This is a genomic window from Brevibacterium sp. JSBI002, from assembly GCF_026013965.1.
GTDB lineage: Bacteria > Actinomycetota > Actinomycetes > Actinomycetales > Brevibacteriaceae > Brevibacterium.
The window spans coordinates 2,620,900-2,641,936 of the sequence record NZ_CP110341.1; the positions used below are offsets into that span (position 1 = coordinate 2,620,900).

The following is a 21,037-nucleotide window of genomic DNA, read 5'->3' on the forward strand; positions in this document are numbered from 1 at the left end:
ATTGTCTGTCAACAGCGAACTGAGAATCGACCTCAACTCTGACCTCGGGGAGAACGTTCCCGACCGCGTCGTCAGCGACGATGCCGCCATGCTCGGCCTCGTCACCAGCGCCAACGTGTCCTGCGGTTTCCATGCCGGAAACCCCGAAGGCATCCGCGCCACCGTCGCCGCCGCGACGAAGGGCGGAGTCGTCATCGGAGCACATCCCGGCTACGACGATTACGAAGGATTCGGTCGCCGCGCCCTCGACGTACCGGCAGCGACCCTGCAGGCGCAGGTCGAATACCAGATCGGCGCACTCATCGGACTGACCACCGCCGTCGGCGGAACCGTCTCCTACGTCAAGCCCCACGGCGGCCTCTACAACGCGATCGTCCACGACGAAGCGCAGGCGAAGGTCGTCGTGGACGCGGTCAAAGCCATCGACGACTCGCTGGTTTTCCTCGGCCTCGCCGGCAGCGTGGCCAACCGCGTCGCCGCCTCGTCCGGGCTGACCGTTGCCGCCGAGGCTTTCGCCGACCGGTCCTACAACCCCGACGGTTCCCTGGTCTCCCGGTCGGAGCCGAACGCGGTCCTCCACGACCCAGAGGCCGTGGCTGCGCGCGTCCTGCGCCTCGTCCAGACCGGACAGGTCGAAGCCATCGACGGCAGCCACGTCGACGTCGATGCGCAGTCCATCTGCTTCCACGGCGACAGCCAGGGATCCATCGACATGGCCCGGGCCGCCCGTGATCTCCTCGAATCCGAAGGCGTCACGATCGCCGCCTTCGCCGGAGCCGAACGATGAGCGCCGCCACCCCCACAGGCACCTCTGCCATGGACACTATGAGGGCGGCCGGTGCGGAAGCTCGCGCACGCATCCGGGCAGGATTCGACGGTCCCACCTCGGGGATGGCACCGGGACTCGTCCAGGCGAACCTCATCTCCGTCCCCGTGGACTGGGCCTTCGACGTCCTCCTGTTCACCCAGCGCAACCCGAAGCCGTGCCCGGTCGTCGACGTCCTCGAACCCGGGCAGCTGGCATCCGCACTCGCCCCCGGCAGCGATATCCGCACCGACATTCCCGGCTACCGGATCTGGGAGAACGGCGCGCTGACCGGCGAGGTCACCGATGCCACTTCAGTTTGGGAGCAGCATCCGGACCTCGTGTCCTTCCTCATCGGCTGCTCGTTCACCTTCGAGAACGGGCTGACCGAGGCGGGCATCCCGATCCGCCACCAGGAGGCCGGCCGCAACGTTCCGATGTACCGCACGTCGACGGCCTGCCGTCCCGCCGGCCGGATCAGCGGGGACATGGTCGTGTCCATGCGCCCGATCCCGGCCTCCCAGGTCGCCGAGGCGGTCCGCATCACCGACCGCTTCCCCGCAGTCCACGGTGCCCCGATCCACATCGGCGAGCCCTCCCAGATCGGCATCGACGACCTCGGCGCCCCGGATTTCGGTGACGCCCCGGTCATCGAAGGCGGCGACATTCCCGTCTTCTGGGCCTGCGGAGTCACCCCGCAAGCCGCCATCCAGGCCTCGGGAATTCCCTTCGCGATCACGCACTCACCTGGGAAGATGTTCATCACCGGCGAACCGGAAGACACCTACCGCCAATGACCTCGACACCGCAGGCCGACTCCCTGACCTTCCACACCGCGTCGAAGCGCCACCTCCTCGTCGAATGCGCGGACCTGAGCGCGACGATGGCGTTGCACCACAGCCTCGAAGCCGCCGACCTGCGCGGCGTCACCGAACTCATCCCCGCCGCCCGCACCGTGCTGATCAGCTTCGATCCCGCGCGCACGAACGCCGAGATCCTCGCCGAGGCAGTGCGCGGGCTCGGGCACAGCGAGTCGGCCTCGGATACGGCCCGGGAGGTGATGATCGACGTCCACTACGACGGGGACGACCTCGCCGAGGTGGCCGACCTCCTCTCCGTCTCCCCCACCGAAGTGGTCAACCGCCACCAAGCCGCCACCTGGCAGGTCGCGTTCGCCGGGTTCGCCCCCGGCTTCGGCTACCTTGCCGGCGACGATGAGCTGTTCAACGTGCCCCGCCGCTCGTCCCCACGCACACGTGTGCCCGTGGGTTCGGTGGCGCTGGCCGGAGAGTTCACCGGTGTCTACCCACGTTCCTCCCCCGGCGGCTGGCAGCTCATCGGCCGCACCGATGCAAAGCTGTGGGACCTCGAACGGGAACCACCGGCCCTGTTCGTCCCCGGCACGATCGTGAAATTCGCCGAGGCGGCGCGTGACACGGTGGAGGTCGCGGGCTCGAGTGTGGGGTCGGGTGCCCCAGGTTCGCAGGGTTCGTCAGATGCTGAGGCAGCTGCAGAGTCCGCAGCTGCCACCTCCGACTTCACCGCGGCTTCCCACTCCCTCGAGGTGCTGCGTCCCGGGCTGCAGCTTCTCGTCCAGGATCTCGGGCGGCCCGGTTTCGCTTCGATGGGAGTCTCCGCCGCCGGTGCCGCCGACCGCACAGCGTTGACCACCGCCAACCGTCTTGTGGGAAACGCCGAGTCCAGTGCCGGGCTGGAGAGCTTCGGCGGCGCAGTGCTCCTGCGCTCGACAGGTGACGGCGTCGCCGCTGTCACCGGGGCCACCGGGACGATCACCGTGACCGCTGCCGATGGCACAGTGCTCACGCCCCGCCTCGGCGAGGCCTTTGCCGTGTCCGACGGAGACGAACTCGAACTCGGACCCGCCGAGCGCGGAGTCCGCCGCTACCTCGCCGTGCGCGGTGGAATCGCTGTCGAGACGGCTCTCGACAGCAGCTCCGCCGACACCCTGGCCGGGCTCGGTCCGGCCGCTGTGGACAAAGGCACCACGGTGGGAGTGCACGATCCGCGGACGGCGCCCCACCTCGTCGATCCCGATCCCACGCAGCCGAGGAACCTGCCGCAGGCGGGTGAAACGGTGACGCTGAGCGTGACGCTGGGACCACGTGAGGACTGGTTCACCGAAGGCGGGATCGAGACTCTGCTGTCACAGGAGTGGACGGTCACCCACGAATCCGACCGGGTCGGACTGCGACTGAACGGTGAGGTTCCACTCGAACGTGCCCGCACGGGCGAGCTGCCCAGCGAAGGCGCGGTCACCGGTGCCCTGCAGGTTCCGCCGAACGGACAGCCGGTGCTCTTCGGGCCCGACCATCCGCTCACCGGCGGCTATCCGATCATCGCCAGCGTCGATGATGTAGACCTCGCCGCGCAGCTGCCTCCCGGCGTGAAGCTTCGCTTCACCACCTCTGCCGAACCGTCGCCGAACGCCCATCCGACCGAGGCGTCCAGCACCGCCGCAGGACCCCGCACCTACGAGAACGAAGGCTGAACAATGTCGAGAATCCTCATCGCCAACCGCGGCGAGATCGCCGTCCGCATCATCCGCGCCTGCGCCCAGCACGGGCACACTTCGGTGGCTGTCTACGCTGATCAGGACGCCGACGCCATGCATGCCCGGTTCGCAGACGAAGCGTTCGCTCTGCCCGGGACGACAGCGGGTGATACGTACCTCAACATCGATGCGATCCTCGCCGCAGCGAAGTCCGCCGGTGCCGATGCCGTCCACCCCGGGTACGGATTCCTGTCCGAGAACGCCGATTTCGCCGCCGCCGTCGAAGGCGCCGGCCTCATCTGGATCGGTCCGACCGCGGACACGATCACGGCCCTCGGCGACAAGGTCACGGCCCGTCAGCTCGCGCAGAAGGTCGGCGCTCCCCTGGCACCGGGCATCGATCGACCGCTGAAGAACGCGGCCGAGGTCGAGTCCTTCGCCGCCGAGGCGGGACTGCCGATCATCATCAAAGCCGCCCACGGCGGTGGCGGACGCGGAATGAAGATCGTCCATGAGCTCTCCGAGGTGGCCGGTGCCTTCGAATCGGCGACTCGTGAGGCGGTCGAGGCGTTCGGTCGCCCCGAATGCTTCGTCGAGAAGTACCTCGAGCGCCCCCGCCATGTCGAAGTCCAGATCGTCGGCGACGGTCAGGGCCGTGTTGTGGCCGTCGGCGACAGGGACTGCTCGGCGCAGCGCCGCAACCAGAAGCTCATCGAGGAAGCCCGGCGCCGGGCTGACGGCAGAGCAGCGAGAGCGTCTGCACCGTTCAGCCGAAGCAATCTGCGCCGAGGTGGACTACCGCGGTGCCGGCACTGTCGAGTTCCTGCTCGCCGCCGATGGCACGATGACGTTCCTCGAGGTCAACACACGTCTGCAGGTCGAGCACCCCATCACCGAGGTGACCTCCGGAGTCGACCTCGTTTCCGAACAGTTCCGCATCGCCTTCGGTAAGGGTCTATCACTGGAATCGACTCCTGAGCCGGTCGGTCATGCGATCGAGCTGCGCATCAACGCCGAGGATCCCGGCCGCGGCTTCCTGCCGACTCCGGGACGCATCGATGTCCTCGACGTGCCCGGGGGCCTCGGCGTGCGCTGGGATTCCGGTGTGCGTGCCGGTGACACCGTACAGCCGGCCTTCGATTCCCTCTTCGCGAAGCTCATTGTGGCCGGTCCCGATCGTGAGGCTGCGATCGCGCGCACAGTGACTGCGGCGAAGGAGCTCAACGTCGAAGGTGTCGCCACCGTGCTGCCATGTTCGTTGGCGATCCTCACCGATGAAGCGTTCTTGGGCCTCGGCGTCGAAGGCGTCGACGGCATCCACACACAGTGGATCGAGGCCGAACTGCTGCCGCGCTTCGAGGTTCAGGACCGTCCGGATCCGGTGGCCGGTGGTGAGATGCAGCGGATGTCGATCGAGATCGACGGGAAGCTAACGACCATCGGACTGCCCGCCGGACTGCTCGCGGCCCTCGGCTCGGTCGGTGGGACCGGTCAGGGCACCAACGGTCTGGGCGGTGACGGCGGCAGCGCCGGAACCGGTGGAGCCGCCTCGGCGAGCGCCGGGGATATCACCGCACCTGTGCCGGGCAACCTTGTGGACTTCCTCGTCGAGGATGGTGCGCAGGTGGCTGCCGGTGACGAGGTCGCGGTGCTCTCGGCGATGAAGATGGAGACCCGGGTCGAAGCCCCGGTCGCGGGAACGCTGCGCCAGGTCGCGGCGATCGGCGACGTCGTAGCGGTCGGTCAGGCCATCGCACGGGTCGACTGAGACGGCGAGCCGCCTCGGCGAAAGGATCGGTCGAAGTGGTTGCGTGCATCGGCCTGAGCATCGGGCCCGGCAACGGAATAGAGTGGTGGTCAGCAATGGTTGTCCATCACGTAGACCACCCCGATCAGGAGGAGCATTCATGTCACGTCTGTCGGTCGGCGACACCGCCCCGGAGTTCACCCTCGTCAACCAGGACGGGAAGTCCGTCAGCCTCAGCGATTTCCGAGGTCAGCGGGTCGTCGTGTACTTCTACCCCGCCGCTATGACCCCGGGCTGCACGACCGAGGCCTGCGATTTCAGGGACTCGCTCTCGGCACTCAAGGCCGCCGGAATCGCCGTCGTCGGCATCTCCCCGGACAAGCCGGAGAAGCTGCAGCAGTTCATCGAGAAGGAGGGGCTGAACTTCGATCTCCTCTCCGATGAGGACAAGACGATGATGACCGAATGGGGTGCCTTCGGCGAGAAGAAGAACTACGGCAAGGTCGTCCAGGGCGTCATCCGCTCGACAGTCGTCGTCGATGCCGAGGGCAAGGTCGAACTCGCCCAGTACAACGTCAAGGCCACCGGACACGTTGCCCGCGTGCGCAAGGAGCTCGGCATCGACGCTGCCTGAGTCCGCTGCAACTTGAGCGTCGGGCGGGCTGAACTGCCCGTACTCAACGTGAGCATCGGGGCGGTCCGAGTTTTCAACAACTCGGGCCGCCCCTGCTAATCTTGAGGACGTTGTGGCCGCGACTGTGGCCGCTTCAGCGCGAGTGGCGGAATTGGTAGACGCGCTGGATTTAGGTTCCAGTGTCTTCGGACGTAGGGGTTCAAGTCCCCTCTCGCGTACCGCGGTCCCCGGCGCGGAAGTCGACAGGCTTCCGCGCCGGGGACTTTTCTGTCATCACATCTGTACGCGAACAGCCGCGGAGAACGTAGTGTGGTCATTGGTGCACCGAACCTAGTGAGAGGACTGCCGATGACGACGTCCCCAGCCCCGACGATCCGCCCTACCACGCCCACCGACGAGGCCCGCTGGAAGGAGCTCTTCCGCGCCTACCGCGAGTTCTACCGACTGGCGCCGTCCGAGGAGATCGTCTCTCGCGTGTGGTCGTGGCTGACCGACTCCGCCCATGAATGCCAGGGACTCGTCGCCGAGGCGGACGGATCGATCGTCGGAATCGCCGACTACCGTCGTTTCTCACGGCCCTCGACCGGCAGCGTCGGCATCTGGCTCGACGATCTCTTCACCGATCCCGAGGCGCGCGGCCGAGGTGTCGGCCGTGCCTTGATCTCCCGGCTGCAGATGATCGCCGCATCCGAAGGCTGTTCGGTGGTCCGGTGGATCACCGCCGATGACAACGCTCAGGCTCAGGTGCTCTATGACGATGTCGCGGCGAAGACTAACTGGCTCACCTACGACGCGAAGCCGACGGAGTCGTGAGCAAGGAGTTGCCGAGTGAGGAGAGGCCGAGCTCGGTAGGCCAGGGCGAAGTGCTGCTGAACGAGCAGGATCAGCGCCTCGAGCAACAGTAGGCGAAGCGCTCCGACCGCTGAGGTTTCAGTTCATCCGTCGCCAGAGTTCGGAGACTCCGCTCCCGGTCAGAGCTGTCAGTGCTTCCGGTCGGCCGGCCATGGCCAGGACGAGGTCGAGCACACGACCGGTCACCTCCGGCCCGCTTCCGGATTCGAAGTCGGCGTCGACAGCACTGAGTTTCAGCCCTTTGACCAGGGTCTTCGAGTTCACGGCGAAGTCCTTAGAGGCAAAGTATCGGGCCACCTCGACTGTCGTCTCGGCGTCGGGGGTCAGGTCGCGCTCCAGTGGTCGTGCGATGTCCTGTCCGTGGACGATGACTTCGCCGAGGAAGGCCGGGAAGTCTTTGGTCGGCGCGATAGTCAGTGGGATCGAGCTGTGGAACTTCGCAAGGGTCTCCTCTGGTGAGTCACCGAGGCTGCGCTCGAGCAGTCGCGCATTGTGTTTGGCAGGATCGAATCCCGCCCGGACGATGCTGCGGATCCAGGCCCACTTCCCGGTGTTGGCTGCGGCCGTCAGGTGGGCGACGACCTGCTCGACCGTCCAGTCTGCACACAGAGTGGCGAGCGCCCACTGCTCGGGTTCGAGTGTGGTGAGCAGATCGGCCAGGCGCGCGCGTTCCGTGTGGATGAGATCCCAGGATTCGGTTTCGCTCATGGGCTCGTCCCCTGTGATTCGTCGCCGGAGACGCTCACGCGCCCTTCGTCTTCTATGTCGAACAGCAACCGGAACCGTTCGCAGACGACCGGCATCTCGGGCGCGAATCCGCGTTGACCATGCTCTTGCCAAAAGCGCTCATGGATCTCGCGCCAGGCGGCCAGGGTTCGGTCGCCCTCCCCCTCCGAGTGGGCATGCTCGGCGGTCACCTCACAGAACGGAACGATGTCGATCGCCGTGGTTTCAATGAGGGCCCTCGGCCGCCGCGGCCGTCGAGGATGATGCTCAGTTCACCCACCTCTGGTACGGATTCGTCATCGGCTTCGATGTCCCACAGCGCCGAGGCGGTGCCCGTCTTGGTCCCAGCCAGCACGAGAGCGAGGAGGTCGTCCGCATGCTTGGGAGTCGCGCCGAAGGCCCATGCTTCAGGCATCGCCACCGGTAGGTCGGGGATGCAGCTGCGGACCCGCACCCAGAACGAGTCGAGTGTGACATCGAGCCTTGCCGAATGACTCACGACACGACCTCAAGCCGATGCCTCAGGCCTTGGATCAAGCTAGCCAGACCGAACTCGAAGGACGCAACCGCTGACGAGTTCTCGCCGAATCGAGGATCCAGCGCACCTCGGATCTCCGCAAATCTGTCTCCGGCCGATTCTTGAGTGATGAGGTCGACCGGAGCGACGATGTCCAGAGCGGAACCGAGGACATAGGCTTCGACAGACCGCATCACCGCCACAGTCTGACCCTGCGGCCATCCCCCTCGACGAAGTCCACCGATCACGGAGTCATACATTTCATACGTTGAGAGGTCTCGAATCGAGGTCGTGGCCAGCAAACGGATGAGGTTCGGATGGTCGGCAAAAGCCCTGAGATACGACCGCGCCCACAGCTCCACAGCCCTGTCCCACGGCATGCTCTCCGACGAACCCTCGACACCAGCAAATACTTGAACGTCGATTCCAGCCACTATACGCGCGCGCATCAATTCGATGAGTTCACCTCGGCCGGAGACATGGTTGTACAGAGAGGACACCTGCCGGTCGACGCGAGCCGCCAGAGTTCGCATCGACAATGCCTCTTCGCCGAGGTCGTCGACAAGCGCGAGCGCGGCATCAACCAGCCGACCCTGATTCAATCTCACAGAATGCTCGCTCTCAATTTCGCACTTCCTTCCACCTTTCGAGCAGTGTATCGTGTTCCCAGTCACACACGAACACTGTTCGTGTAAACGCCGGTGCGGCCGGCCATACGCAATGGAGCAGGAGGACGGCCATGAAGACTCAGCACTTCCACAACGGCACCATCTGGTTGGGCGCCGGCGCCCAAACTGAGGATTCCCTTGTGGTTCAAGACGGCACTGTCGTTGCCTCTGGTTCACATGCGGTGGCGGCCGTCCTCGATCAAGTCTCGAGCCACGTCGGCGCAGAGCTTGAGTCAATAGACCTCGATGGCGGGTTCCTCATGCCGTCCTTCGGCGACGGCCATGCTCATCCGATCTTCGGTGGCATGGAAGCAGAGGGCCCACAGGTGAGATCGTGCACGAGCGTCGAAGAGATCATCGCCGAAGTGGAACGGTACGCCGAGGCGCATCCCGACGACGACTGGATCACTGGTGCCTCATATGACGGCAGCCTCGTACGTGACGGTCTCTTCGACGCCGAATGGCTCGACAGAGCCGTGTCCGACCGACCGGTCGTCCTTCGCGCCTGGGACTACCACACCGTGTGGTGCAATTCTCGAGCATTGGAACTCGCGGGAATCACCGCTGCAACACCTGAACCGCAGATAGGCGAGATTCCTCGCCGAGACGACGGCTCACCGCTTGGCACTCTGCGTGAATGGGGTGCGGTAGATCTGATCGATGCTTTTCGTCCGCCGCACCACGAATCCGTCCGACTTCGCGCTCTCGATCGGGCAGCCGACTATTACCTGGCTCGAGGCGTCACTTGGGTCCAGGACGCGTGGGTGGAACCAGCCGATGTCGAGACCTATGTGTCCGCCTCTCAGCAGGATCGGCTCAAACTGAGATTCAACCTCGCGTTCTACGCCGATCCCCGCCGCTTCACGCAACAGCTGCCCGAAATGCTCTCAGCGCGCCAAAGGATCGAGGGACTGTCGGATCCGCTCCTGACCGCTCGGACCGTGAAATTCTTCGCCGACGGAGTCATCGAGAACGAAACCGGTGCACTCATCGAGCCCTACTGCACTTCCCTTCACAACCACGGCATGCGAGTCTGGGAAGGAGATTCGCTGGCAAAGGCGGTTCGCGAAGTCGACGCGGCAGGGTTTCAGGTCCACATCCACGCCATCGGCGACGCGGCCGTTCGACAGGCATTGGATGCCATCGAGTACACAATCCGGCACAACGGTGCCCGTGATCGGCGGCCGGTGATTGCACATGCCCAGATCATCGACTCTGCCGACCTGTCCCGCTTTGCTGAACTCGGCGTCATCGCGAATATGCAGCCTCTGTGGGCGCAGCTCGATGACCTCATGACGGTACTCACCGTCCCCCGGATCGGCAGAGAACGCGCCGTGGCCCAATATCGGATGCGCAGTGTCCTCGACAGCGGCGGGCACCTTGCGTTCGGGTCGGACTGGCCTTGTACTTCAGGGGCACCACTCGAGGGTCTCGCCATTGCCGTGAGCAGACAGACCGACGACGGTGAGCCCGACGGCGGGTGGACTCCCGAAGAGATCCTCGACATCGAACGCTCTCTCGACGCCTATTCGGCCGCGGTTGCCCACCAAGCATTTGCAGACCAAAGATCCGAAGAGTGGGGAGTGATCCGTCCAGGTGCGAGCGCCGACTTCATCATTCTCGGTACCGATCCTCGAACACTGCTCCCACAGGAACTGTCTGATGCCCCAGTTCGCCGCACATACCTGCGCGGCGTGGCCGTCCATTCAGCGGACTGAATCGAAAGGACAATGATGTCCCATTCCAATCACAACGCCACCACTCAAGACACCTCCCAAACCCACCTGAAACGTGCACTCGGGGTACCTTCACTCGTCTTCTTCGGCCTCGTCTATATGGTTCCGCTGACAGTCTTCACGACTTACGGTATAGTCACCCAGGTCACCGGCGGCCGCGTCCCGGCCGCTTACGTCATCACGTTGCTGGCAATGGTGTTCACCGCGCGGTCCTATGCGAAGATGGCTGCCGCAATGCCCTTCGCCGGTTCGGCATACACGTACACGCAGAAGAGCTTCGGAGCAGGAATCGGCTTCGTTGCCGGCTGGGCACTGCTTCTCGACTACCTGTTCTTGCCGATGATCAATTATCTCGTCATCGGCATCTACCTCAGCGCAGCCTTCACCATGATCCCTGCCTGGGTCTTCGTCGTCTCTGCCATTGTTCTCGTCACCGTCCTCAACGTCATCGGAATCGTCTCCGTTGCACGCGCCAACATCGTCATCATCGCTGCTCAAGCAATCTTCATCGTTGTGTTCGCAGCGCTCGGCATCGCCTCATTCACCGGATCCGGTTCTGTCGACCTCACCGCCCCATTCACCGGTGACGGTTCTGCACCCGGATTCGACAACGTCATGGCCGGCGCAGCGATTCTGTGTCTGTCATTCCTCGGCTTCGATGCGGTCTCGACTTTGTCCGAGGAAGCCAAGGACGCGAAGAGAGCAGTCCCCCGCGCAATCGTCATCGCCACTGTCACCGGCGGCCTCATCTACATTGTTCTGTCATACCTGGCCCAGCTGGTCTACCCGTCGAATCAGTTCGCCGATGTCGATTCAGGCGCGCTCGACGTCATGGCCGCGGCCGGCGGCGAATTTCTCACCGCCTTCTTCACCGCCGCCTACGTCGCCGGAGCATGCGGCTCAGCTCTGACCTCGCAAGCATCAGTCTCACGCATTCTCTTCGCGATGGGTCGAGACGGCGTGCTCCCGAAAAGCTACTTCGGCCGCTTGTCACCGCGCTTTCACACACCCACGATTGCAACCCTGACCGTCGGCGCAGTCTCTCTGCTTGCGCTCGCCGTCGATTTGGCCTTCATATCGGAGATGGTCAGCTTCGGTGCTCTGATCGCGTTCTCAGCAGTGAATCTGTCGGTCATCAAACACTTCATCATCGACGAGAAGAATCGTGGTTCACGTGCTGTTCTCAGTTCGATCGTTCTACCGGGAATCGGATTCTGTCTGACCCTGTGGCTGTGGACGAGCCTGTCTCCGCGAACTCTTCTCATCGGCGCAATCTGGCTGGTTCTCGGAGTCGGATACCTCGCTTTCGTCACACGGGGATTCCGTCGGCCGACACCAATGCTCGACCTGACGGACTGACGTTGACCTACTCGGCTCAACGGGCACGCGATCACCCTCGACACGATCCGGCTCGTCATCGGAGCCGTCATCCTCATCCCTGCCGTGGCAACGAAGGGCTTTCGCACCCAGCTTTCCGAATTCGCCAGTGACTCCGTCGACTCCGAACAGCCGGATGCCGTGGCACGGGCCTGACGCGATCGCGCTTCATTCATCGCCTGCGGGGCCGGGACTTCACCGTCCGTACTCCGCAGGCGATGGCACATCCTGCGACCATCCACTCGCCCCACGCCTGCCAGGCTGCAGGGACATCCAGCAGTCCTGGACAGCAGCATCAGCACCGCAGAGGACCCTGCCAGCGGCAGGCTTGAGACTTGGCACACCCTGCCCCAAAATGCACGCCGAGGAAACTGATCCGTTGACAGGAACCTGTACCAAAACGGCTGTCGACGCCGATGGTCTGCCGTGGCGCACGCTGCAACGTGTTTCGCTGTGCCGCACACCGTGCCGCAGCAAAAAAACTCCGCCTCTTGTAATAGTGTGCGTCACACACTATCGTGTGATGCATGAACGAGGATGAATACAAGGCACTGGCCACCCACGAACAGGAGCTGCGACGCGGCACCGTGGTCTTCGCCAGCCTCGTCGCCTGTCGACGGCCGCAGTACGGCTACTCGCTGCTGACGACGCTGACTGAAGCAGGCATCGCCACCGAGGCCAACACCCTCTACCCCCTGCTGCGGCGGCTCGAGAAACAGGGCCTGCTCACATCGGTTTGGAACACCGAGCAAGCCCGCCCCCGCAAGTACTACACACTCACCGACAGCGGCGCCGAAGTCGCCGCCGCACTGCACAGCCACTGGCTCGAACTCAACTCCAGCATCACCCAGCTCTGGAAGGACGGCACACCATGAGTGCGCTCACCGAAATCTACGTCGACAACGTCACCCGCCACCTCCCCGAAGACTCCCGGCCCGACATCGCCGCCGAGATCACCGCCACGATCGACGATATGGTCGACGCCCGCCTCGGCGAGGATGCGGACACGTCCCCGGATCACACGGCCGCCGTCGAACGCGAAGTCCTTGAGGAACTCGGCGACCCCGTCGCGCTGTCGCGGGAGTACTCGAACTCGCCGCAGCACCTCATCGGCCCGAATTCCTACCCGGTCTTCGTCTGGGCGCTGCGCTGGGTCCTGCCCGTCGTCGGTCTGCTCGCCGTTCTCACAAACGTCGTGACCACCATCGCCATCTCCCCCGGAGTCCAGATCGGAGAGATCATCGGCAAAGCGGCGGGCAACACGGTCATCGCCCTGTTGACCGCATTCGCCGCGATCACGATCATCATCGGCCTCGGCGACCGCGGAATGGACGGCGGCGCAGCCGATTCGCTTCGGAAACGGAAGCCGGGCACGTGGACGGTTGATGATCTCGACCGACGTGATTCCCACGGCAAGCAGATCCGCGCCGAGGCGGGGCTCGGGCTGGTCTTCATCGTCGCCCTGGCAACGGTCCCGCTCATCCCGACGACCCTGCTCTACGTCGGTCACCTCAACGATGGGGAGACGTTCATCAACCCCGCTCTCGGCGTCGGATGGTTGGTCGGCTACTGGGCGTTCCTCGCGCTCATGGCCGTGGTCGAGATCATCAAGTTCACGACCGCCTCGGCGAAACCGACCGTGGCCGTCTTCGGCGGAATCGTCGACCTCGCGATGGCTGTCTTCCTGACCATTGCGCTGCTCACTCAGCCGGTCCTCCATCCCGAGCTCACGAACACTGCGAACGCCGACATCCAGCAGATCATCACGGTCATCGCGATCTGGATCATCACCGTCTGGGACCAGGTGAGCACCTGGCGGATCTATCGCCGCAATCGTCGGTGAGTTTGTGCGATCGGGACGGCCACCAGCCGACCCGATCGCACAGCTGCTGAGAGATATCAGTCGCGGCGACTGGCGATGACCGTGAACTTCTTGTTCCGGGCCAGCTGCCGACTCGGTCCGATGATCGATTCGAGACGATCCCGGTAACGCAGGTGCGAATTGAACACCGTGAGTACCTGCCCGCCCGGCGCCAGATGCTCGGCGGCCGCGGCCATGAGCGCCGCGGCCGTCTCGGTCTCGATGGCCGTCCCCTGATGGAACGGCGGATTGAGCAGGATGAGGTCGAATTCGCCCAGTCCCGCGAGCGCCGGCTCCTCCGAGTCCGCGGCATCACCGAGGATGACGTCGACTCCGACTCCGTTCGCCTCCGCCGTGGCCCTCGCCGAGGCGACCGCCGCCTTCGACACGTCGACGCCGAGTCCCGTATTCGCTCCCGAGGCTCGCATGGCCGCGGTGAGCAGCCAGCCATTGCCGCAGCCGAGGTCGAGCACGGACTCCGGCGCTTCGTCGGCCAGCAGTCCCAGCAGAGAGTCGACGAGCAGCTCCGAGCCCTCATCGCTCTTCGTCCCGGAGAAGCATGCCCCATGCGCGCGGACTTCGAGCTCACCGACACCGCGATGGGTGATCACCCCGCGGCGCGGGAATTCCGGCAGGCTCGGCGAGGACAGGGGGCGGCTGCCGATGATCATCCGGTGTTTGCCGACCCCGGGCGAGACATCGACTCGGCCGAAGCCGCGGGCGAGCTCCTTGTTGACGCCCCGGCTCATCGCATCGCTGCGGCCGATGACGATGATGGTGCTCACGAATGGCTGCAGCACCGCGATCGTCTCGGTGAGCGCATTCATCGCCTTCGGAGCGTTGACGACGGCCCACGTCTCCCCCACACCGAGTTCGGCCAGTCCCGCGATCTCACTGAGCTCGCTCACCGCCAGCACAGGGGCCGCCTCTGTGACGACCTCTCCGGCCGATTCGCCGGCTCCGGCCAGGGACTCGACCGCTGCGGCCAAGGTCCGTGCCTCGTCGAGCCGGTCGTTGTATGTGCATACCTGCGTCAGCCGGCTGAGTAGGGTCGCCTGCAGACCGTGCGCATCGTCGACGAGGATGAGGTTCTCGGGGACCTCGGCTGAGAGTTCGGCGGCGACGAATGTGCCTTCGGTGTTACGACCCGATACGTCGAGGGCTCCGCAGCGGCGGCCGATGACGTAGTCGATGAGCATCCGCGCCTGCGGCAGACCGGGCAAGTCGCTCAGCTGAGGGAATATCGCCAGCAGATCCCGGCTGCGGTGGGCGGCGGCAGAGTCAGAGGGCAGCAGGGAGGCGGACATTCGATCAGTCTAAACCGAGCGGACCGGTCGCCGCCTCCTCGGCAGAGCGGCGCTCAGCCTTCGGCGTCGTGGTCGGTCTCGATGAGCTGCTTGAGGTTGGCCAATGCTTCGTCGGCTCCGTCACCCTCGGCGCGCAGCACGACGTTCTGACCGTATTCCGCACCGAGGCCCATGAGGGAGAGCACGCTGGCTGCATCGAGGGCGTCCTCAGCCGGTTCGCCCTCCAGGGCGATGGTGATCTCGAGGTCATAGTCTGCGGCGGCCTCGGCCAGCAGTGCTGCTGGACGGGCGTGCAGGCCGACGGTGCTTCCGACTGTTGCGATGGTCTCTGCCATGAGTTGTCCTTCCTTGTCAGACCGGCCGTGGTTCGGCCTGCCCGGTGTTTCGGCATTTTCTGTTGATGATGTCTGTGGTGGTGCTGAGTATGTCATGGGGTCACTCCCCCGACGGCCGGGCTCACAGGCCGAGCTCATCGAGGATCGGCAGCTCGGCTCGGACTGCGGCCTTCGCCTCGTTCGGGCTGCGTGCCGCAAGTGCGCTGCGGGCGATCTGCTGCGCCTGGTCCAGGGAGACACCGGACAGCACCTCGGCGACTGCCGGCAGAGCCCGCGGCGCCATGGACAGACTGGTGACTCCGAGGCCGACGAGGACAACGGCCAGCGCCGGATCCGCCGCGGCCTCTCCGCACACGCCCACCGACTTCTCCGCCGCAGCTCCTTGCGCGGCAGCCATCCCGATGAGCTGCAGGACTGCCGGCTGCCATGAGTCGCTGAGTTCGGCCAGACCGCCGAGCATGCGGTCGGAGGCCATGACGTACTGGGTCAGATCGTTCGTGCCGATGGACGCGAACTCGACTTCCTCGAGGATCGCTGCCGCCTGCAGCGCCGCCGAGGGAACCTCGACCATGACACCGGCGGTGGGGAGTCCTGCCGCATGGACGAGTTCGGAGAACTGCCGGGCCTCGTCTGCGGTGGCGATCATCGGAGCCATGACGTGGACGGTCACCGCATGCTTCGAAGCGGCCAGCGCGATTGCCTCGAGCTGACGTTCGAGGACTCCCTGAGCGCGGCGGCTGGTCCGGAAGCCACGTACACCCAGGGCCGGGTTCGGTTCATCGGAGTCGGTGAGGAACGGCAGAGGCTTGTCGGCTCCGGCGTCGAGAGTGCGCACGACGACCTTGTGATCGTCGAAAGCCGCGAATACCTGCCCGTAGGCCTCGGCCTGCTCCTCGACGCTGGGTTCGGTGTCGCGATCGAGGAAGCAGAACTCGGTGCGCAGCAGACCGACGCCTTCGGCACCGGCGGCCGCCGCTGCCCGTGCTTGAGCGCCGTCTCCGACATTCGCACGCAGCGGAATCCGTGTGCCGTCCCTCAGCAGACACGGACCCGTGAACGACTGCAGCCGAGCGGCCGTCTCCGACCACGCCAAGACGAGGCCGGTTTCCGTCGCACCGGGTTCGGTGCGCAGGACGCCGGTACCGCCATCGAGGAAGACCGGTGTGCCGTCGGTGATGTCGCGGACGCCGGAGGCCGCCACTACGGCGGGAATGCCCAGCGACCTGGCGAGGATGGCCGTATGGCTCTGCGGTCCACCCTCTGCGCAGACGAGTCCGACGACCAGCTCCGGGTCGAGCGTCGCGGTGTCTGCGGGAGCGAGATCCGCGGCGATGAGCACGAAGGGTTCGGCCGCGTGTGGAATACCGGGTGCGGGCACTCCGCGCAGATGGGCGACGAGGCGGGCACGGACATCGAGGACGTCGGCTGCGCGTTCGGCCATGTAGCCGCCGAGCTTCTCCAGCTGCGCAGCGGTCTCGGCGGCCACCGTCCAGATCGCGGTCTCCGCGTCGGTCTCGGACAGGCGTTTGATCGCCGTCTTCACCAAGGTCGGGTCCTTGGCCATGAGCGCCGTGGCCTTGAGTACGTCGCGGGCGTCTCCTGTGACGGATTCGGCTCGCTCACGCAGTTCGGCGTGGACGACGGCCGAGGCCTCACGGATCCTGTTCGCCTCCGCTTCGGGATCGGCCAGGGCGGGCTTCGCCACGGGTGCGGACACGGGGTCGGGCATGGTCAGCGCCGGGGCGATGACCCGCCCGGGTACGACTCCGATGCCTGAGAACTCTGCGGACATCCCCATTCCTTCCTGTCTTGCCTCTTCAGTGAGAGCAGTCAGACTCGTGTGGCGTCAGCGTTCGACGATACCGGTTCGGACTGCTCAGCCTCACCGGCCGAACCGGATCCGGTGGTCGGACCGGTCGACGCGGCTGCAGTCGTCGCCGATGCGGACCGGTCGGCCGCCTCGGCGAGGCTCGCCGCTCTGCCCTTGCGGACGAGGATCTTGAGCGCGAGCACCAGCACGGCGCTGATGATCGTGCCGACGACGACGGAGAGCAGGAACAGCAGGAACGAGTCGATGGCGAAGAAGACGAACACTCCGCCGTGCGGGGCCTGGCTGGTCACGGAGAAGGCCATCGTCATACCGCCCGTGACGCCGGCACCGACGACCGAGGCAGGGATCACACGCAGCGGGTCGGAGGCGGCGAAGGGAATCGCGCCTTCGGAGATGAACGCGGCGCCGAGCAGCCAAGCGGCCTTTCCGTTCTCCTTCTCCGCTTGGGAGAAGATGCGCGGGCGGACGGCGGTGGCCAGCGCCATGGCCAGGGGTGGAACCATTCCGGCGGCCATGACCGTGGCCATGATCTCCCACGGCACCGGGTTCTCCACGGAGCCCGCGGCGAGCCCGGCGACGGCGAAGGAGTACGCGACCTTGTTGACGGGTCCGCCCAAGTCGACGGCCATCATGGCGCCGAGGATGAGCCCGAGGACGACAGCGGCGGTTCCGGTCATCGAGCTCAGCCAACTGTCGAGACCCTTGGTCAGGGCGCTGATCGGCCCGCCGAGGACCATGAACATCAGGCCGGAGGAGACAAGGGAGGCCACCAGCGGGATGATGACGACGGGCATGAGTCCGCGCAGCCACCTCGGTGCAGCGAAGGCGCCGATCCAGTGGGCGATATAGCCGGCGAGCAGTCCACCGATGATGCCGCCGATGAACCCGGCGCCCATGAGCACGGCGACGGCGCCGACAGTGAAGCCGGGAGCGATTCCGGGGCGGTCGGCGATGCCGTAGGCGATGTACCCTGCCAGGGCGGCGACGAGGAAGCTCATCGACAGGTTGCCGATCTGGAAGGCCACGGCGCCCAGGTAGGCGCCGACGGGTCCGAGTGCCAGGTCACCGTATTCGGTGGGCAGGTTCCACAGGGAGTTGCCCAGGACGATGTCCTCGGCGTAGTCGGGGATGTCGAATCCGCCGAGGAGGAACCCCAGTGCCATGAGCAGACCGCCGGCGGCGACGAAGGGGATCATGTAGCTGACACCGGTCAGCAGCACGCGCTTGAGGTGGGCGCCGACACTTTCGCGTGAGTTTCCTGCCGAGGACGATTCGTCGTCGGCGGCGGCGTGAGCGGCGGCCAGCCTGCGGCCGTTGGGAGCGTCCGCCTCGGCGAGGGCCTTGCGAATGAGGCCCTGCGGATCATCGATTCCCGCCTTGACCGGCACCTGCACATAGGGTTTGCCGGCGAAGCGGGCCTTGTCGCGAACGTCGACGTCGACGGCGAAGACGACGGCGTCGGCGGCATCGATGACGGACTGGTCAATCGGAGTCGTGCCGCTCGAGCCCTGGGTCTCGGTGACGACGTCGATGCCCATCTCGGACCCGGCCTGGGCGAGGGCGTCGGCGGCCATATACGTGTGGGCGATTCCCGTCGGGCAGGCCGTGACGGCGACGACGCGGCGGGGGCGCTCGGCCGAGGATGCGGGGGTCTCGGTGGGGGCCGCCTCGGTGCTGGCCTGCTCTTCGGGCGTCTCGCGCAGGCCGAGGGCGGTTTCGACGAGGTCGACGACTTCCTGCTCGGTCGTCGCCGCGCGCAGGGAGGCGACGAAGTCCTTCTTCACCAGCGACCGCGCGAGTTTCGACAGGAGCTTGAGGTGGTCCTTCCCTGCGCCATCGGGGGCCGCGATCATGAACACGAGGTCGGCGGGGCCGTCCTTGGCACCGAAGTCGACTGGCGGGTTCAGTCGGGCCATTGCGAGGCTGGGTTCGGTGACCGCCTCGGTGCGGGCGTGCGGGATGGCGATGCCGCCGGGAACGCCGGTAGGGGTCTTCTCTTCGCGGGCGATCGCCGCGTCCGCCAATCCGTCTGCGGAGTTCGCGCGGCCCTGTTCGGCGATCGTGGCGGCCAGAGCGCGGATGACAGCGGACGACTCCGTCCCCTGATCCGCGTCGAGGACCACCAGGTCTGTTGTGATGAGCGATGTCATCGTGCCTCCTCGGCTTCGGGGGCTGTGCCCTCATGTCGGTGGGAAGTGTCGTCGGTATGCGTGTCTGTATGTGCTGTGGGACTACCTGTCAGCGGTGCTGCGGATGTCTCAAGTGGCATCACGGTCACTGCGTCGGTCCGAGCGTCCGCTGAGCTCGGCACCCCGGTGCCGCGCAGACGGGCGGCTGCAGCTCCGTAGGCGACGGCTCGGGCCAGGGCCGCATCGGGTTCACGGCCGTCGGTCAGCCCCAGCAGGTACCCGGCAAGGGTGGAGTCGCCCGCGCCCACGGTGCTCACGACCTCCATCGGCGGATGCTGGGCATGCCAGGCGGTGTCCGGCTGGGCGAGAACTGCGCCGCCGGCGCCCAGGGTCGCAAGGATCGACCGCGGGCGGGGGCCGCGCGCGTTGAGCAGGGTCGATGTGGCGCGGGCGGCGAGCTGCGGTGACGATTCCAGCCGGTCGGCGATTGCGTGCAGTTCTGCGGTGTCGAGGGGTTCGGCGGGTCGGTGCAGTTCGGCGGCATCGCGTGAATCGGAAGCACCGCAGTCGCTGTGCGCTCGGGAATCATCGCGGAGACCAGCGGCGTGCAGGAGGCCGGCGGCGTTGAGGAGCTCGGCGAGTTCTTCGGCGTTGGGTTTGATGAGATCCGGTGAGGCCATCAGGGCCGCAGCCAGAGGAGCACCGGAGGTGTCGACGGCGATCAGCGGCGGACGATCAAGCTGGCGGATACGTTTGATCACGCGGGCGTAGAAGTCATCGTCGACTCCTGGAGGCAGCGAACCGGCCAGGACGACCCAGCTCGCACCGACTGCCTGCTCGGCCACGAGGTCGAGCAGTGCGTTCTGAGTCTGCCGGCTCAGAGGCGAGCCTGGTTCGTTGATCTTCGTCGTCGTGCCGTCGGGTTCGGTGACAGTGATATTGGACCGCAGCGGTGTGCCGGTGGGAACGGCGCGATGGGCCAGTCCGATCGCGTCGAGTCCGGTGAGCACCGGGTCGTCGAGGTCTCCCGGCAGGACCGCGAGGGTGTCACGGTCGGCGGCCGCCACGGCACGGGAGACATTGACTCCCTTGCCGCCGGGCTGCTGTCCTGCCCAGACGGCACGCTGCACCTGACCGTGGAGAACCGGTCCGGACAATTCGATGGTCCGGTCGAGGCTGGGGTTGGCTGTGAGGGTGAGGATCATGGAGTGACGACCTCGACTTCCGCAGTCTCCAGATCGGCCGACAACGGCTTTTCTGGCGTCTCATCGGAGATGAGGACATCGATCTGGTCGAGTTCCGCGAACCGCACCAGAGAGACGGCATCGAACTTTGCGGAGTCGGCGAGCACAGCGACCCTGCGTCCGGAGGACACAAACGCCGACTTCGTCGCCGCCTCGTCATGGTCGGGCGTGGAGACGCCGTCACCTGTGAGGCCATTGGTGCCGAGCACCGCGAGATCCACTCGATGGCCTTCGACGGCCGAGATCGTCTGTGGTCCGACCATGGCCCGCGTGACCGGGCGGAACCGGCCGGGGAGGACGAAGATCTCGACGCCGGGCGCACCGGCCAGACTGTCGATGGCGGACAGGGAGTTCGTGATGACACGCAGCTGTCGCGGCGTCTGTCCGGCGACGAGGCGGCCATGGGCGTCGTCGGCGATCGCACGGGCGAAAGCCGCGCAGGTCGTGCCGCCGTCCACGGAGATGCTCATCGTCTCCTCCAACAGGCTCAGCGCGGACCGGGCGATCGCGGTCTTCTCATCGAGATTGTGGATCTCACGATCGTCGAAGGTCGGCTCTTCGAGGCTGTGGGGACGGCACGGCACCGCGCCCCCATGGACGCGCTGGAGGACTCCGGCCTTTTCGAGGGCGGCGAGGTCGCGTCGGACGGTTTCCGTGGTGATGTCGAAATCGGCGGCCAGGTCGGTCACATTGACCCTGCCCGCTTCGCTGACCAGCTCAGCGATGCGGCGTTGCCGTTCTTCAGCGAACACGTCC

Annotated in this window: 17 protein-coding genes, 1 tRNA gene and 2 pseudogenes; 11 read left to right on the top strand and 9 right to left on the bottom strand. The window is 65.8% G+C overall.

Annotated elements, in window-relative coordinates; all coding sequences use genetic code 11:
* Nucleotide 1 precedes the first annotated feature (1 nt).
* The 7 genes and pseudogenes from LJ362_RS11925 to LJ362_RS11955 all read left to right on the top strand — a co-directional run bounded on the left by LJ362_RS11925 (nucleotide 2) and on the right by LJ362_RS11955 (nucleotide 6,511).
* Nucleotides 2–787 carry a LamB/YcsF family protein gene (locus LJ362_RS11925; protein WP_264799255.1) on the top strand — a complete coding sequence of 262 codons (786 nt, stop codon included), beginning with the start codon at nucleotides 2–4 and terminating at the stop codon, nucleotides 785–787.
* The gene (locus LJ362_RS11930) at nucleotides 784–1,602 is read left to right on the top strand and encodes a putative hydro-lyase (protein WP_264799256.1); all 819 of its coding nucleotides are present in this window, start codon (nucleotides 784–786) and stop codon (nucleotides 1,600–1,602) included. The genes LJ362_RS11925 and LJ362_RS11930 overlap by 4 nt, the downstream gene beginning before the upstream one ends.
* Nucleotides 1,599–3,314: an urea amidolyase family protein gene (locus LJ362_RS11935; protein WP_264799257.1), complete on the top strand. Its 1,716-nt coding sequence runs from the start codon at nucleotides 1,599–1,601 to the stop codon at nucleotides 3,312–3,314. Before LJ362_RS11930 ends, LJ362_RS11935 begins: the two co-directional genes overlap by 4 nt.
* Before the next feature lie 3 nt (nucleotides 3,315–3,317).
* A pseudogene (locus tag LJ362_RS17110) lies at nucleotides 3,318–5,085 on the top strand (acetyl/propionyl/methylcrotonyl-CoA carboxylase subunit alpha).
* A gap of 139 nt (nucleotides 5,086–5,224) precedes the next feature.
* On the top strand, nucleotides 5,225–5,698 hold the full coding sequence (gene bcp, locus LJ362_RS11945) for a thioredoxin-dependent thiol peroxidase (RefSeq protein WP_101553572.1): 474 nt from the start codon (nucleotides 5,225–5,227) through the stop codon (nucleotides 5,696–5,698).
* A gap of 136 nt (nucleotides 5,699–5,834) precedes the next feature.
* A tRNA-Leu gene (locus tag LJ362_RS11950) sits at nucleotides 5,835–5,916 on the top strand.
* Between the two features lie 130 nt (nucleotides 5,917–6,046).
* Nucleotides 6,047–6,511: a GNAT family N-acetyltransferase gene (locus LJ362_RS11955; RefSeq protein WP_264799258.1), complete on the top strand. Its 465-nt coding sequence runs from the start codon at nucleotides 6,047–6,049 to the stop codon at nucleotides 6,509–6,511.
* A gap of 117 nt (nucleotides 6,512–6,628) precedes the next feature.
* On the opposite strand, the gene LJ362_RS11960 is transcribed toward LJ362_RS11955, so the two are convergent.
* The 3 genes and pseudogenes from LJ362_RS11960 to LJ362_RS11970 all read right to left on the bottom strand — a co-directional run bounded on the left by LJ362_RS11960 (nucleotide 6,629) and on the right by LJ362_RS11970 (nucleotide 8,401).
* Entirely contained in the window at nucleotides 6,629–7,258 is a 630-nt protein-coding gene (locus LJ362_RS11960; protein ID WP_264799259.1) for a maleylpyruvate isomerase family mycothiol-dependent enzyme, read from the bottom strand.
* Nucleotides 7,255–7,691: pseudogene (locus LJ362_RS11965) on the bottom strand (ASCH domain-containing protein). Before LJ362_RS11965 ends, LJ362_RS11960 begins: the two are co-directional and overlap by 4 nt.
* Nucleotides 7,692–7,771: 80 nt before the next feature.
* Nucleotides 7,772–8,401, bottom strand: coding sequence for a TetR/AcrR family transcriptional regulator (locus LJ362_RS11970; RefSeq protein ID WP_264799260.1), 630 nt, complete (start codon nucleotides 8,399–8,401; stop codon nucleotides 7,772–7,774).
* A 131-nt stretch (nucleotides 8,402–8,532) separates the two neighbouring features.
* Here LJ362_RS11970 and LJ362_RS11975 point away from each other — a divergent pair, with 131 nt between their 5' ends.
* The 4 genes from LJ362_RS11975 (at nucleotide 8,533) to LJ362_RS11990 (ending at nucleotide 13,417) form a co-directional block, all read left to right on the top strand.
* Complete coding sequence (locus LJ362_RS11975) at nucleotides 8,533–10,179, top strand: amidohydrolase (protein ID WP_264799262.1); 1,647 nt, start codon at nucleotides 8,533–8,535, stop codon at nucleotides 10,177–10,179.
* 15 nt (nucleotides 10,180–10,194) lie between these two features.
* Complete coding sequence (locus LJ362_RS11980) at nucleotides 10,195–11,556, top strand: APC family permease (protein WP_264799263.1); 1,362 nt, start codon at nucleotides 10,195–10,197, stop codon at nucleotides 11,554–11,556.
* A gap of 545 nt (nucleotides 11,557–12,101) precedes the next feature.
* On the top strand, nucleotides 12,102–12,449 hold the full coding sequence (locus LJ362_RS11985) for a PadR family transcriptional regulator (RefSeq protein WP_264799264.1): 348 nt from the start codon (nucleotides 12,102–12,104) through the stop codon (nucleotides 12,447–12,449).
* Nucleotides 12,446–13,417 carry an HAAS signaling domain-containing protein gene (locus LJ362_RS11990; RefSeq protein ID WP_264799265.1) on the top strand — a complete coding sequence of 324 codons (972 nt, stop codon included), beginning with the start codon at nucleotides 12,446–12,448 and terminating at the stop codon, nucleotides 13,415–13,417. Before LJ362_RS11985 ends, LJ362_RS11990 begins: the two co-directional genes overlap by 4 nt.
* A 56-nt stretch (nucleotides 13,418–13,473) precedes the next feature.
* Here LJ362_RS11990 and LJ362_RS11995 read toward each other — a convergent pair whose 3' ends face one another.
* The 6 genes from LJ362_RS11995 to LJ362_RS12020 all read right to left on the bottom strand — a co-directional run bounded on the left by LJ362_RS11995 (nucleotide 13,474) and on the right by LJ362_RS12020 (nucleotide 21,033).
* Nucleotides 13,474–14,742 carry a class I SAM-dependent methyltransferase gene (locus LJ362_RS11995; RefSeq protein ID WP_264799266.1) on the bottom strand — a complete coding sequence of 423 codons (1,269 nt, stop codon included), beginning with the start codon at nucleotides 14,740–14,742 and terminating at the stop codon, nucleotides 13,474–13,476.
* A gap of 53 nt (nucleotides 14,743–14,795) precedes the next feature.
* Nucleotides 14,796–15,077: an HPr family phosphocarrier protein gene (locus LJ362_RS12000; protein ID WP_264799267.1), complete on the bottom strand. Its 282-nt coding sequence runs from the start codon at nucleotides 15,075–15,077 to the stop codon at nucleotides 14,796–14,798.
* Between the two features lie 121 nt (nucleotides 15,078–15,198).
* Nucleotides 15,199–16,869, bottom strand: a complete 1,671-nt coding sequence (ptsP, locus tag LJ362_RS12005) for a phosphoenolpyruvate--protein phosphotransferase (protein WP_264799268.1) — start codon at nucleotides 16,867–16,869, stop codon at nucleotides 15,199–15,201.
* A 38-nt stretch (nucleotides 16,870–16,907) separates the two neighbouring features.
* Nucleotides 16,908–19,058, bottom strand: coding sequence for a fructose-specific PTS transporter subunit EIIC (locus LJ362_RS12010; protein WP_264799269.1), 2,151 nt, complete (start codon nucleotides 19,056–19,058; stop codon nucleotides 16,908–16,910).
* Nucleotides 19,055–20,242: a 1-phosphofructokinase family hexose kinase gene (locus tag LJ362_RS12015; protein ID WP_264799270.1), complete on the bottom strand. Its 1,188-nt coding sequence runs from the start codon at nucleotides 20,240–20,242 to the stop codon at nucleotides 19,055–19,057. The genes LJ362_RS12010 and LJ362_RS12015 overlap by 4 nt, the downstream gene beginning before the upstream one ends.
* On the bottom strand, nucleotides 20,239–21,033 hold the full coding sequence (locus LJ362_RS12020; RefSeq protein ID WP_264799271.1) for a DeoR/GlpR family DNA-binding transcription regulator: 795 nt from the start codon (nucleotides 21,031–21,033) through the stop codon (nucleotides 20,239–20,241). Before LJ362_RS12020 ends, LJ362_RS12015 begins: the two co-directional genes overlap by 4 nt.
* Nucleotides 21,034–21,037: the final 4 nt, after the last annotated feature.

Excerpts from the sequence above, each read along its gene's own strand:
- LJ362_RS12010 (WP_264799269.1), bottom strand. The coding sequence starts at position 19,058 with ATGACATCGCTCATCACAACAGACCTGGTGGTCCTCGACGCGGATCAG.
- LJ362_RS11930 (WP_264799256.1), top strand. The coding sequence starts at position 784 with ATGAGCGCCGCCACCCCCACAGGCACCTCTGCCATGGACACTATGAGG.
- LJ362_RS11975 (WP_264799262.1), top strand. The coding sequence starts at position 8,533 with ATGAAGACTCAGCACTTCCACAACGGCACCATCTGGTTGGGCGCCGGC.
- bcp (WP_101553572.1), top strand. The coding sequence starts at position 5,225 with ATGTCACGTCTGTCGGTCGGCGACACCGCCCCGGAGTTCACCCTCGTC.
- ptsP (WP_264799268.1), bottom strand. The coding sequence starts at position 16,869 with ATGTCCGCAGAGTTCTCAGGCATCGGAGTCGTACCCGGGCGGGTCATC.
- LJ362_RS11935 (WP_264799257.1), top strand. The coding sequence starts at position 1,599 with ATGACCTCGACACCGCAGGCCGACTCCCTGACCTTCCACACCGCGTCG.
- LJ362_RS11985 (WP_264799264.1), top strand. The coding sequence starts at position 12,102 with ATGAACGAGGATGAATACAAGGCACTGGCCACCCACGAACAGGAGCTG.
- LJ362_RS11990 (WP_264799265.1), top strand. The coding sequence starts at position 12,446 with ATGAGTGCGCTCACCGAAATCTACGTCGACAACGTCACCCGCCACCTC.
- LJ362_RS11995 (WP_264799266.1), bottom strand. The coding sequence starts at position 14,742 with ATGTCCGCCTCCCTGCTGCCCTCTGACTCTGCCGCCGCCCACCGCAGC.
- LJ362_RS11955 (WP_264799258.1), top strand. The coding sequence starts at position 6,047 with ATGACGACGTCCCCAGCCCCGACGATCCGCCCTACCACGCCCACCGAC.
- LJ362_RS11980 (WP_264799263.1), top strand. The coding sequence starts at position 10,195 with ATGTCCCATTCCAATCACAACGCCACCACTCAAGACACCTCCCAAACC.
- LJ362_RS12000 (WP_264799267.1), bottom strand. The coding sequence starts at position 15,077 with ATGGCAGAGACCATCGCAACAGTCGGAAGCACCGTCGGCCTGCACGCC.
- LJ362_RS12015 (WP_264799270.1), bottom strand. The coding sequence starts at position 20,242 with ATGATCCTCACCCTCACAGCCAACCCCAGCCTCGACCGGACCATCGAA.
- LJ362_RS11960 (WP_264799259.1), bottom strand. The coding sequence starts at position 7,258 with ATGAGCGAAACCGAATCCTGGGATCTCATCCACACGGAACGCGCGCGC.